At 32.3% G+C, this 12359-nt stretch carries 14 protein-coding genes; 1 reads left to right on the forward strand and 13 read right to left on the reverse strand.

What is annotated here, in order from left to right; genetic code table 11:
• Positions 1–500: 500 nt before the first annotated feature.
• From K292_RS0107385 to ruvC, 13 genes are all read right to left on the reverse strand, one after another.
• Positions 501–1247, reverse strand: a complete 747-nt coding sequence (locus tag K292_RS0107385; RefSeq protein ID WP_027399300.1) for a hypothetical protein — start codon at positions 1245–1247, stop codon at positions 501–503.
• 58 nt (positions 1248–1305) lie between these two features.
• Positions 1306–1689 carry a helix-turn-helix domain-containing protein gene (locus K292_RS16380; protein ID WP_051280487.1) on the reverse strand — a complete coding sequence of 128 codons (384 nt, stop codon included), beginning with the start codon at positions 1687–1689 and terminating at the stop codon, positions 1306–1308.
• A 147-nt stretch (positions 1690–1836) separates the two neighbouring features.
• Positions 1837–1968, reverse strand: coding sequence for a hypothetical protein (locus K292_RS19275; RefSeq protein ID WP_281168538.1), 132 nt, complete (start codon positions 1966–1968; stop codon positions 1837–1839).
• A 597-nt stretch (positions 1969–2565) separates the two neighbouring features.
• Positions 2566–2718, reverse strand: a complete 153-nt coding sequence (locus tag K292_RS18590; RefSeq protein ID WP_156900500.1) for an S-layer homology domain-containing protein — start codon at positions 2716–2718, stop codon at positions 2566–2568.
• A gap of 124 nt (positions 2719–2842) precedes the next feature.
• A complete protein-coding gene (locus tag K292_RS0107405; protein WP_027399301.1) occupies positions 2843–3433 on the reverse strand; it encodes a hypothetical protein in 591 nt (196 codons plus the stop codon).
• Positions 3434–3522: 89 nt separating this feature from the next.
• On the reverse strand, positions 3523–4680 hold the full coding sequence (gene rlmD / locus K292_RS16385) for a 23S rRNA (uracil(1939)-C(5))-methyltransferase RlmD (RefSeq protein WP_051280489.1): 1158 nt from the start codon (positions 4678–4680) through the stop codon (positions 3523–3525).
• 188 nt (positions 4681–4868) lie between these two features.
• Positions 4869–5789 carry a homoserine O-acetyltransferase MetA gene (metA, locus tag K292_RS0107415; protein WP_027399302.1) on the reverse strand — a complete coding sequence of 307 codons (921 nt, stop codon included), beginning with the start codon at positions 5787–5789 and terminating at the stop codon, positions 4869–4871.
• Positions 5790–5803: 14 nt separating this feature from the next.
• A complete protein-coding gene (tgt, locus tag K292_RS0107420; protein WP_027399303.1) occupies positions 5804–6922 on the reverse strand; it encodes a tRNA guanosine(34) transglycosylase Tgt in 1119 nt (372 codons plus the stop codon).
• Positions 6923–6960: 38 nt separating this feature from the next.
• Positions 6961–8010, reverse strand: a complete 1050-nt coding sequence (queA, locus tag K292_RS0107425; RefSeq protein ID WP_027399304.1) for a tRNA preQ1(34) S-adenosylmethionine ribosyltransferase-isomerase QueA — start codon at positions 8008–8010, stop codon at positions 6961–6963.
• Positions 8011–8058: 48 nt separating this feature from the next.
• Positions 8059–9450, reverse strand: a complete 1392-nt coding sequence (locus K292_RS16390) for a SpoIID/LytB domain-containing protein (RefSeq protein WP_037372798.1) — start codon at positions 9448–9450, stop codon at positions 8059–8061.
• Between the two features lie 31 nt (positions 9451–9481).
• Complete coding sequence (gene ruvB, locus K292_RS0107435) at positions 9482–10489, reverse strand: Holliday junction branch migration DNA helicase RuvB (protein WP_027399305.1); 1008 nt, start codon at positions 10487–10489, stop codon at positions 9482–9484.
• An 11-nt stretch (positions 10490–10500) separates the two neighbouring features.
• Positions 10501–11082, reverse strand: a complete 582-nt coding sequence (gene ruvA, locus K292_RS0107440) for a Holliday junction branch migration protein RuvA (protein WP_027399306.1) — start codon at positions 11080–11082, stop codon at positions 10501–10503.
• A 6-nt stretch (positions 11083–11088) separates the two neighbouring features.
• Entirely contained in the window at positions 11089–11586 is a 498-nt protein-coding gene (gene ruvC / locus K292_RS0107445; RefSeq protein ID WP_027399307.1) for a crossover junction endodeoxyribonuclease RuvC, read from the reverse strand.
• Between the two features lie 64 nt (positions 11587–11650).
• On the opposite strand from ruvC, the gene K292_RS18595 reads away from it, so the two are divergent.
• The gene (locus tag K292_RS18595; protein WP_156900501.1) at positions 11651–12187 is read left to right on the forward strand and encodes a hypothetical protein; all 537 of its coding nucleotides are present in this window, start codon (positions 11651–11653) and stop codon (positions 12185–12187) included.
• Positions 12188–12359: the final 172 nt, after the last annotated feature.

Genomic DNA, 12359 nt, shown 5'->3' on the forward strand with positions numbered 1-12359 from the left:
TTACCACCACCAAACGACAAAATTGAGCGTATAGTGAATTCAAAAGATACTTTTCTATTACGCGTAAAGTCTTTTTCTGGACGACAACATAATTTTGATTTGATATGATTTAAACTAGTTATTTGTGAGTTGAATTTTGAAATTGCTTCTTTAGTATTCATTTTATTCTCCTTGTAAATAGATTTGTTAAGTTCTACTTACAAGGGCCACTTTTATCCTTTTTAAAAGGATGATCAGATAAAAGTGGCCTCACATTTTTATGAAGTTGTCAAGCATAAAAAAACCCGCATCAAAAAAATTGATACGAGGTTTCTTAACTTAATGCCATTGCGGCATTGCCGGAGGTTTTCTACATACAATAAAAAGTCATATCTGAAATCCTCAAACATGACTTTTTATCCAAATCTCTGTCACTTCTGAACTATTCAAAATTCCATCATCGGCGGTATAAAAATAATTCTTTCCAAAAATTTAGACTGTGTAGCTGATGAATCCGAACCTTATTCAGACCCTTCATAATAGTAATTATCACCTGTGAATGTAAAGGATGGCGTCACGCCATGGGGTGCAAATACTTCCACCAAAAACTTATCCTGCGCTTTGTTATAATCCACTCTTAAGTTAAAGCTCTCGTCTTCATATTCCATGCCGTATACGATCTCCTCCTCATATTCTTCTATTGAAGGGGAAATCATTTTCAAGGTTGTTCCGTCAACCACCATTTCGATAAGGCCTCCATCCGTATCCACCTTAGTTATTTCTAAGGTTTGTTCGCTTCCATCATCCGAACGATAAATTTTTCCATCATATGGATTTTCACCCAGCTGTTCCTCTGGCTCTTCCTGAGTCTTAGGTTTCGGAATATCTGCCACATCAATTTTGTTCCAAGAACTCATACTCCCTTCTTCCTCGCCAATACTGCACATCAGATCCCCTTGATCTTCACAGAAGGATTCCTCTTTTCCGTCAAGGGTGAAGAAATAAACAGGAGTTCCGTCATCGTAAAGGTCCGTTTGAACATTGATAATTTCATAAGGCGTATCATCCATAGACATTGCACCGTTCTGGATTACCATGTAATGGGTTCCATCGGTATACGCACCCTCTAATGAGGATGAAATTGTATTTGCGGTTGCTGTGGGTGCGCTTACATCGCCTGATACTGGTGCATTTGTATTGCCACCGCAAGCTGTAATTGCCATCGAAACCATGATGGCTGATAAAACTAAACCGAATTGTTTTTTCATAAAATACTCCCCTTCGTGAAAACTATTTACTGTTTTATGTAATAAATCAACTATATTATTATAATTTTACCATAGATTCAAAACAATTAAAATCTTTATATTTTTTAACAAGCAATATTTTAGTAGAACTAAAACTATTCATAGAAACATCGCATATCTTACCAATGTACCTTTCTATCTGAATAGGAGTTTCTTTCTCCTCTTTTTCAATATCGGTACTTAATTCTTTCATACCCGGCAAATCATATTCATCCCTAACCAATTGATCTAATGTTATATTATAATTGTCTGCTATTTTAGTTATCATCTGAACATCTGGTACTGAATCACCCTTCTCCCATTTTGAAACAGCCTGCCTACTAACCGCTAATTCCTCCGCAAAACTCTCCTGAGTTAAATTATTCATCTTACGAATAATTGATACTTTTTCATTTAATAACATTATTGTAACCGCCCTTCTGTATTTTTCTTTCATTGTACATTTGGCATGATTTTTATCAAGCAATTAAGTTTTACATTATGCTACTTTTAGTTGCATCGTAAAAACTTTTCCTAAAATTCAGGATTCCTTATCCCATTGACTTTACTTTTATATACAATATCTTCTAATAACAATATTGGCATACAAATAAATTTCCCCTACCTTATCAAACTTTTCTACATCCTTATCTATATCCAAAGCATCTCGAAATTGATTGACTAATAGATTAATATCCTTCATCAATATCCTCCGCCAAATTTCAATTTGTCTTTCTTCATTCAAATTAGCTACACATTTGCTTGAAAATTAATTATATCTTTCTTACCTTATAAAGTCACTAAAAGAATATTTTTTTGGCAATTTTAGAGGTCATCTATATTTCCGCCCAGTCAAAAGGGGCAAAAACCGTTCCATTTTCGTCCGGTTTTGCCCCATATCTTCTTCAAATCCACAACATATTGTGTCCATATTCTATTATTTCTTATCAGAACCACATTTCGCCATCTTTTTTGTTACCTCAAGGGTTTCCCAAATTTCGGATATGTTAAACGCTTACCAAATCCTTTATTTTTCAATGCTTTTACCATTCTCCAGCAAGCAAACGACCTCCGTATGCCTTGAGTAGACAATAATGATGTCGTTAGGACCCACTGGTTCCTTGGCGGAAGATTTATATCATTTTAATTCTAACGTCCAACAACAATGATACATGGCTCAAAGTGTAATGCTCCATTTTATAAGACACTATACTTTGGATACTTATCTTTTATTTATTAATTAACTCCGATTCTACCAATAAATTTTTGATAACTTGTGCTGACTCCGCATATGTCAAATTCATTTTGGTGAAATATTTGTAGCATTTGTTCCATTGAAAATATGCGCTGCAAGTACTTCTTTTACATATGTTCCTGCCCATCCACTAACATTAGAAAAATCAGTGTAATTCTGATATTTTGTAGTACCATTTCCTGTACAGTTACAGTTCAATATTATGTTTTATCTGCTTTGAAATATTATCTAACAAAAATGTGATGACTACACTGGCTGTTTTCAACTCTTCTACCTTTATTATAATTTTACATTTCTTTATAATATTTAATTATGAGCAAAACTAATCTATAAGAATTCCAGCTCCAGTATAAAAATAGTTAGAATTTCGATCTAGTATAAGTTTATTATTATTTTCTATAGTAAACTTTTCCCAAACCACCTGGTCAGTACCATAGATTGAATCTAATATTTTAAAATTAGAATGATCTAGGTTATATAGAGAATCTAAAAGTTTAAATGTATTTTGTTCATATTTAATAAGCATGTAGTGTAGTGCAGGAGTCATATAGCCTATACTACAAATAATAATGGCATATTTATTAGCATCTGATTTAACTTTATCAAGGATATCAATATTTTTTGTAGATATATTAAGGCTTTTTGCTATTGGCATAACAGTACTATTGCTTAGTATACATATATAAGAGCATGAACTCCAATTATTACTTAATTCATAAGCAATTTTTTCTGGGCTTGAATAATTCTCAGGAAGTCCCATATTGTTTGGACCAATTTGAATTCTTTTATGTATATTAGAAATAAAGGTTTTATCATTAATAGTTTGAGAGTTAGTTGTTTCCCATAAATAATAAGCGATTGAGTATGCACCACAACTATTACTCTCTAAAGTTTGAGAAATATATGGTTTCATAATATTATCAGTCTCCTTTCAGACATGGCATATTAATAAAAGCCTAAGTATATTGCAGGTTTTAAGTAATTATATAGATATTGATTATTTCACGTCAGAAGTTCCAACAAGCAAACACATTCCGTATGCCTAGTATATGGGAAATTATCAAATGCTTTTACGCTTTTTATTGTATATCCATAGCTCTGCATAAAATCCAAGTTGTCAGCTAAACTCTTAGGATTACATGAAATATATACTATCTGTTCAACTCCGTAATTTACTATTTTTTTCATTGCTTTTTGATGAATACCTACTCTTGGTGGGTCTAAAACAATAACATCTGGTTTATCTTCTAAATTATCTAAAACTTCAAATACATCTCCGGCAATAAATTCACAGTTATCCAGTCCATTTAATTTAGCATTTTCCTTGGCTGCTTCTACTGCTTCTTCTACGATTTCTACGCCTATAGCTTTTTTCGCTCTTAAAGCTAATGTCTGAGTAATAGTTCCCGTTCCACAGTATAAATCAAATACTGTTTTTCCATCTAAGTCTTTAATTAAAGATAATGCTTCAGTATATAATTTTTCCACTGCAAGGATATTTGTTTGAAAGAATGAAAAAGCACTTACCTTGAATTTTAATCCCATAATCTCTTCAGAATAAAAATCTTGACCCCAAACAGTAATCAATTTTTCACAATAAACAAAATCTGCAAGTTTATCATTTATAGTATGAAGTACACCAACTAATTTGTTGGAAAGATTCAATCCTCTCATCATTTCTGCAAATTCTTTTTCTGCAAACTCAATTTGTGAAGACGTGACAATATTCACAAGAATTTCTTTGGTATGTTCTCCTTTTCGTACAATTAAATTTCTTAAAAGACCCTCATGTGATTTTTTATGATAAAAAGGATACCCTTTTTCATTACAAAAATCTAATGCAGCCCTTAAAATTTTATTAAAATCCTCATCTACCAGCTGACATTCATCTACAGTAATAATAGACATGAAACGTCCCTTTTTATGCATTCCAAGGGTCATTTCTCCATCCTTTACTTCGTCTCCGAAAGTATACTCCATTTTATTTCTGTATGCTAACTGTTTAGGGCTTCCTTCAATACCTAAATACTTCTCATATTTAATTTCCTTTTCGTCTAAAATCCTTTGAACTTCTTTCCCTTTAAGTATTATCTGTTCCTGATAAGGAATTTCTTGATAAATACATCCGCCGCAATGCTCATTATGTTTACAAATAGTCATTAATTATCTCCAATACATTTAATTTTTATTTTTATAATATATGCAAATATAAATCAAAGATTTATGCCTGCAATACAAAAGTTTTAATAATCCAATATTACCCTAGATATTAAATCATATTTATTGATGTCATATCAATATTACAAAAAAATCGATTTATAATTAAAAAGATAAGAAAAAACGTATTTCTACGCTTTTTCTAATTTACTAAGATCATATGGAGTTTCCTGATATACATAGTTTAGCCAATTGGCAAAAAATAAGTTACCGTGGCCACTCCATCTCATTATAATTTTCTTGTTTGGATCATCATCTTTAAAATAGTTTAAAGGAACATCTATATTGAGTCCTTTATTAATATCTCTTTCATATTCTAATTTTAAAGTTTCTCTATCATATTCTGCATGACCCTGTACAAAAATTCTTCTTTTATCCTTTGTAGAAATTATATGAGGTCCTGCTATATCTGATTCCGCTAAAATTTTGAGTTCAGGAATTTTTAATATATCTTCCTTTAACACCTGAGCATGTCTTGAATGAGGTGCATAAAATTCCTCATCAAACCCCCTTGTTAATTCAGATTTCTGGCTTTTTAATTTATGTTTATATACACCGAAAAGTTTTTTATCCATTATATATTTATTAATTCCGTAATGATAATATAGACCTGCCTGAGCGCCCCAGCAAATATGCAATGTGCTAAATACATTTTCTTTCGTGTATTCCATAATTTCCGAAAGTTCTTTCCAATAATCAACTTCTTCAAAAGGCAATGATTCAACTGGAGCACCGGTTATAATCATTCCATCATATCTATGCATTTTAATTTCTTCAAAGGTTTTATAAAAATTATCTAAATGATTTTTATCAGTATTTTTAGATTCATGGCTTCCCATGGTCAGCAACTGTAAATCTACTTGCAATGGAGTATTAGCAAGCATTCTAATAAGTTGTGTTTCCGTAATTTCTTTCGTTGGCATTAAATTAACGATAGCAATACGAATAGGCCTAATATCTTGCTTATGTGCCTTATGCTCATACATTACAAAAACATTTTCTTCTTTTAATGTTTTATATGCTGGTAATCCTTTTGGTACTAATATAGGCATTAATATCGCCTCCTTTAAAATTTTCCATATTTATCATAAAATTCTTTTTTGTATTCTAAAAATCTATCTTCTTCAATTGATTGTCTCATTTTTTTCATCATATTTATCAAAAAATAAAGGTTATGATTTGTAAGTAACATGGATGATAAAATCTCATTTGATTTAAACAAATGTCTTAAATATGCTCTTGAATAGTTTCTACAAGTATAGCAATCACACTCTGGGTCAAGAGGAGTAAAATCATGCTCATACTGTGCATTTTTAATAATAACCCTGCCATGTGATGTCATTGCAGTACCATTTCTCGCAATTCTGGTAGGGAGAACACAGTCAAACATATCAATGCCTCTTTCAACACCTTCAAATAAGCAGTCAGGGCTTCCTACTCCCATAAGATATCTAGGCTTATTTTTAGGTAAATAATCAACACAATAATCAAGGACTTCATACATAAGCGGTTTTGGTTCTCCTACACTTAGCCCTCCAATTGAGTATCCAGGCAAATCCATTTCTACTATTTCCATTGCACTTTGATATCTTAGATCCTTATACATACCACCTTGCATTATTCCAAACAAAGCTTGATTCTCTGTATTTGTATTTGCATTCTTACAACGTGCAAGCCATCTTGTTGTTCTTTCCAATGAATTTTTCACATAACTTCTGTCAGCAGGATAAGGAGCGCACTCATCAAAAGCCATCATAATGTCAGATCCTAATGCCATTTGAATTTCTATAGATTTTTCAGGCGTAAGCATATGTTTCGATCCATCTATATGTGACCTAAATTGTACTCCTTCTTCTGTAATCTTTCTTAGATCCCCTAAACTGAATACTTGAAAGCCTCCACTGTCAGTTAAGATGGCTTTATCCCAATTCATAAATTTGTGTAACCCACCAGCTTCTCTTACAATTTCATGACCAGGTCTTAAATATAGATGGTAAGTATTAGATAAAATTATCTGAGCGCCCATCTTTTCAACCTCATCAGGTCTCATAGCTTTTACTGTTGCAGCAGTACCCACGGGCATAAAAACAGGGGTCTCAATTATACCATGAGGAGTATGAACTCTTCCCCTGCGTGCATTGGATCTGCTGTCAGTTTTAATTAATTCATATTTTACAGCTGTCATTTTTACCTCTTTATATTTATACTATTTATAAGATTTTTTTACAAAATAACCATTGCATCACCATAACTAAAAAACCTATATTTTTCAGCCACAGCTTCTTCATATATTTTAAGAATATCTTCCCTATTATATAATGCTGATACAAGCATCAACAAAGTAGATTTTGGCAAATGAAAATTAGTTATCAAACTATCCACTAATTTAAATTTATATCCAGGATAAATAAAAATACCTGTATTTCCCCTTCCTGCAACTAAAGTATATCCTTCCTGATTTTCTGAATTAACCGCAGCACTCTCAAGAGTCCTTGTGGAAGTTGTTCCAACAGAAATTATCCTTCCTCCAGCTTTTTTTGTACTGTTTATTATTTCAGCATTTTTTTCATCCACTTCATATTCTTCAAAATGCATTTTATGTTCTTCTATATTATCACATTTTACAGGTCTAAATGTACCTATTCCCACATGCAACGTTACATATGCTAATTTTACACCTTTTTTTACTGCTTCATCCAAAAGTTCTTTTGTAAAATGTAAACCAGCTGTAGGTGCTGCTACAGAGCCTTCTTCTTTACAATAAACGGTTTGATATCTTTGTTTATCTTCGTCATTACTTTCTCTTTCAATGTATGGAGGCAGAGGAATTTTACCGATTTCATCTAAAATTTCCAAAAATACTCCATTATAAAGGAATTTTACAATACGTGTTCCATCGTCCCCATAGTCAAGTATTTCTGCCTTTAATTTCCCCTCACTGTGAAAAGAAACAACATCTCCAGGATGCAATCTTTTTCCCGGTCTTACCATTGTTTCCCATATATCACCGTCTTTTCTTTTTATCAAAAGAAATTCTACTTTAGCACCCGTATTTTCTTTTATTCCAAAAAGTCTTGCAGGAATAACTTTTGAGTTATTCATTACAAGACAATCTCCCGGATTTAAATATTCCAATATATTATAAAAATGCTTATGCTCGAGTTTACCATTATCCCTATGGATAACCATAAGCCTTGAATTTTCCCTCTTATCCGCAGGATGCTGAGCAATCAGTTCTTCCGGCAGATAATAATCAAAATCATTAATTTGCATCTATATTTTATCTCCTTTATAAGCTTTATACCTTTTTATGTATTTATATTATTTTATCTCAATTCCCGTATAATAAAATTTTAAAATTTCTTTATATGTAAATCCTTGCTGTGCCATGGCAATGGCTCCATCCTGCGACATTCCAATTCCATGACCACATCCTTTTCCGCTAATGGTTAAAGGACTATTTGTATCTATCTCAAGTGCTTCACCTGTATTTTCTGCTTCACCTTGCAATTTTACTGTAGTGTTTTCATTTTTACCATAAATATCAGACACTAATTTGTTAGATACGGTACTATTACCGTCAATTATATAAATTTTAGATCCTGCACTAACTTTACTGCTACCATTGCTTATATATAAATTACTTTCTCCCGAAGCATCTTCTGAAATAGAATCTACTAAATTAAACATAAGTGATTTAACTGTATTTGTACCTAATGTACTTCTTATTTTATCCTTCTCTAAAGTTATACTTTTGTTACTGCCTATGATTTCCATTTCTAGATTACTTCCTGAACTTGTTTTTTTCTTAATGGCAACAGATTTAACTGTTCCGGGAGCGTATCCAGCATTCTCTAGTTTTTTTTGTATATCATCAAATGTAAAAGTTGCTGACCAAGTATAATCAGGTGAGTAAATATCATCAACCGCCTTTAAATAACCTATATTTTCTGACCAAACGTCTCCGGAATTTTGAGTATGACCACCGCTGTTCTTATGATAAAATGAAGTCACAGGTTCACCATTATAATATATTATTTGACCAGCCGTATCATCTACAGCTTTATTAGTCCTTGTATATTCTCCTGAATAACCTTTATATACTTGACAATGTGTAGTTGAGCATACATTAAATCCATAACTTTCATGACTGGATTTATTGGCAACTGCATAACTTCTGGCAGCTACAGCTTGTGCTTTCAAAGCTTCTTCTGGGTTTGACTGTCCCATCTCTGAATGAATAACTCCATAAAGATAATGTTCTAAACTCAGAAAGTTAATAACTGTCATTTTGCCTCCACTTGTTGGAAGTAACATTATACCTCCCCTATACGGAGTTCCTTCAAAATAAATCACACCATTATCATTATAATTTGAAGGCATAATGCATCCAATGTCTCCTAACTCAGCAGAAAGTAAAGTATTATTTTCATCTTTTAAAACCACATTCCCATGTTCAACGGTTGCAATAATTTTATTATAAGCCGATAAAGGCAAAGATTCTGTATATCCTGAATCAGATACCGTTCCTAAAATAAAACTGTCATCAGATTCTATAGTGCAGCTTTCCACTGCACCGCTTCCATATTTAAGACCGACTTTAATATATTCCATATTACTATCAGCCCAAGCTTGTACTCCTTTAAAAATTGAAAAAGAACACGCAAACATTATTGCCATAATACATATTATTGTAAACCTGTTGAATTTCATCCTATTTCTCCTAATATTTAAAAAATCTTTGCTAATCATCTGAATATTCAATACCTAAATGCTTATAAGCTTCTCTTGATACCATTCTTCCCTTTTGAGTTCTGTGTAAAAATCCAATTTGAATAAGATAAGGTTCATATACATCTTCAATAGTTATTTTATCCTCACCAATTGATGCTGCTATTGTATCAATGCCAACAGGACCTCCATTAAACCTTTCAATGATCATGTTTAAAATCTCCCTGTCAAGACCTTCTAATCCTTCATCATCAATTCCTAAAGATTTCAGGGTTTCTTTAGTTATATCAAGGTCTATTGTTCCTGAACCTTTTACTTGACTAAAATCTCTCACTCTTTTTAGAAGTCTGTTAGCAACTCTTGGAGTTCCCCTCGAACGTTTTGCTAACTCAGTTAAAGAATTTTCATCAATACCAATTCCCAAAATATCTGCTGATCTTTTAATTATAAGTTTCAATTCATCAAGATTATATAATTCAAACTTACTTATAACTCCAAATCTGTCTCTGAGAGGTGCAGATAAACTTCCAGCTCTTGTTGTTGCACCTATAAGAGTAAATTTTGATAAGTCAATTCTAATTGACCTCGCTGATGGACCCTTTCCTATAATTATATCTATTGCATAGTCCTCCATAGCAGAATATAGTACTTCTTCTACAGAACGATTTAATCTATGAATTTCATCTATAAATAAAACGTCATTATCATTTAAGTTAGTTAATATAGCGGCTAAATCTCCTGCTCTTTCTATTGCAGGTCCTGATGTAATTCTTAAATCCACGCCTAATTCACTTGCTATAATTCCGGCTAAAGTAGTTTTACCAAGTCCTGGAGGCCCGTAAAAAAGAACATGATCAAGAGGTTCATTTCTAAGCTGAGCTGCTTCGATAAAAATATTTAAGTTATCCGTTACACTTTTTTGCCCTATATATTCTTTAAGCTTTTTAGGTCTTAAATTCAGCTCAATACTTTCTTCATCCGTTTTTAAGTTTGTTGTAATAATACGTTCTTCATAATCCATAAAATAATCTCCTAGATTCTTTTAAGTGCCTGTTTTATGTATTCTTCTGTCGTTAAATTATCTTGAGTAATTCCTGAAATTGCAGTCATTGCCTCCGACTTACTATAGCCAAGTCCTAATAATGCATCTATAGCTTCTGACTTATTATCGCTTACAACAGCGTTCCTGGATTCATTATTTAATCCGCCTACTTCACCTAATTTGTCCTTTAATTCTAATATAATCCTTTCAGCTGATTTTTTTCCTATACCATTAGCTCTTGTAAGACTAGCTGTATCCCCAAAAACTATAGCCTTCTTTACTTCTAAAACAGGCATAATAGAAAGAATTGCCAAAGCTGCCTTTGCACCAACTCCACTAACAGTCATCAATTTCCTAAATAAATAAATAGCTTCCTTTTCAGGAAAACCATAAATACTTACATCATCTTCTTTTATAATCATTGCCGTATATACTAAAATTTCTTCATCATGATTTGTTAAATAAATAGATGAATTGTCAGGAAGAAATACCTCATAACCGATACCATTAGTTTCTACTACAACTCCTCCACCAAACTTCATTGTAACTTTACCTTTTATGTAATGAAACATGCAAATTTACCTCACATTTCTAAGTTTATTATTAAAACCTACTGAATGACCGTGACAAATGGCAGCTGCCAAAGCATCTGCCGTATCATCAGGTTTAGGTACTTCTTTTAAATGTAATATGGTTTTTACCATAGATTGAATTTGTTTTTTTTCAGCTCTACCATATCCAACTAAACCCTGTTTAATTTGAAGAGGAGTATATTCTGATATTTCAAGTCCTGAATTGGCACATGCAAGAATTGCAACCCCTCTGGCTTGACCTACTAAAATAGCAGTTTTAACGTTTGTATTAAAAAATAGCTCCTCAATAGATGCTTCATCCGGCTCATGTTCACGAATAACTTCCATCAACTGAGTATATAAATGTTTTAATCTGTCCGGCATGTCCATAGATGCGCTTGTAGTAAGGGAACCATAAGAACAGACAGAATAATGATTTCCCTTCATTTCAATTATACCATAACCCAAAATAGCATAACCCGGATCTATCCCTAATATTTTCATTTTAATTACTCAACTTTCAAATTCTATATATTATAATATGACACAAGCTAATAAGTATATTTCAATGATTCTCTCCATACAGCAACGCTGTTTCAATCATACAAATCATTATAACATGACACAAATTATCAAGCATGTTTCAATGATTCCTTCCTTGCAGCAACGCTGTCTTAATCATAGGAATCATTATAACATGACTCAAATTATCAAGCATGTTTCAATGATTCCTTCCTTGCAGCAACGCTGTCTTAATCATAGGAATCATTATAACATGACACAAATTATCAAGCATGTTTCAATGATTCCTTCCTTGCAGCAACGCTGTCTTAATCATAGGAATCATTATAACATGACTCAAATTATCAAGCATGTTTCAATGATTCCTTCCTCTCAGCAACGCTGTCTTAATCATAGGAATCATTATAACATGACACAAATTATCAAGCATGTTTCAATAATTTCCTCCTCTCAGCAACGCTGCTTAAATCATAGAAATTATTATAACATAACACAAATTATCAAGCATGTTTCAATGATTTCTCCCTTGCAGCAACGCTGTTTCAATCATAGAAATCATTATAACATGACACAAACTGACTAGCATGTTTCAATGATTTCCACCTCTCAGCAACGCTGTTTCAATCATAGAAATCATTATAACATGACACAAACTGACTAGCATGTTTCAATGATTCCTTCCTTGCAGCAACGCTGTCTTAATCATAGAAATTATTATAACATAAATCATTTACTATGTCACAAAACTTATTTAT

This window comes from Anaerovorax odorimutans DSM 5092, assembly GCF_000426305.1.
GTDB lineage: Bacteria > Bacillota > Clostridia > Peptostreptococcales > Anaerovoracaceae > Anaerovorax > Anaerovorax odorimutans.

Coding starts and splice junctions, on each gene's coding strand:
- K292_RS0107405 (WP_027399301.1), bottom strand. CDS start 3,433: ATGAAACCATATATTTCTCAAACTTTAGAGAGTAATAGTTGTGGTGCA.
- K292_RS19275 (WP_281168538.1), bottom strand. CDS start 1,968: ATGAAGGATATTAATCTATTAGTCAATCAATTTCGAGATGCTTTGGAT.
- K292_RS18595 (WP_156900501.1), top strand. CDS start 11,651: ATGATTCTCTCCATACAGCAACGCTGTTTCAATCATACAAATCATTAT.
- K292_RS0107385 (WP_027399300.1), bottom strand. CDS start 1,247: ATGAAAAAACAATTCGGTTTAGTTTTATCAGCCATCATGGTTTCGATG.
- ruvB (WP_027399305.1), bottom strand. CDS start 10,489: ATGGATTATGAAGAACGTATTATTACAACAAACTTAAAAACGGATGAA.
- K292_RS16380 (WP_051280487.1), bottom strand. CDS start 1,689: ATGTTATTAAATGAAAAAGTATCAATTATTCGTAAGATGAATAATTTA.
- queA (WP_027399304.1), bottom strand. CDS start 8,010: ATGCAAATTAATGATTTTGATTATTATCTGCCGGAAGAACTGATTGCT.
- rlmD (WP_051280489.1), bottom strand. CDS start 4,680: ATGACTATTTGTAAACATAATGAGCATTGCGGCGGATGTATTTATCAA.
- tgt (WP_027399303.1), bottom strand. CDS start 6,922: ATGACAGCTGTAAAATATGAATTAATTAAAACTGACAGCAGATCCAAT.
- metA (WP_027399302.1), bottom strand. CDS start 5,789: ATGCCTATATTAGTACCAAAAGGATTACCAGCATATAAAACATTAAAA.
- ruvA (WP_027399306.1), bottom strand. CDS start 11,082: ATGTTTCATTACATAAAAGGTAAAGTTACAATGAAGTTTGGTGGAGGA.
- ruvC (WP_027399307.1), bottom strand. CDS start 11,586: ATGAAAATATTAGGGATAGATCCGGGTTATGCTATTTTGGGTTATGGT.
- K292_RS16390 (WP_037372798.1), bottom strand. CDS start 9,450: ATGAAATTCAACAGGTTTACAATAATATGTATTATGGCAATAATGTTT.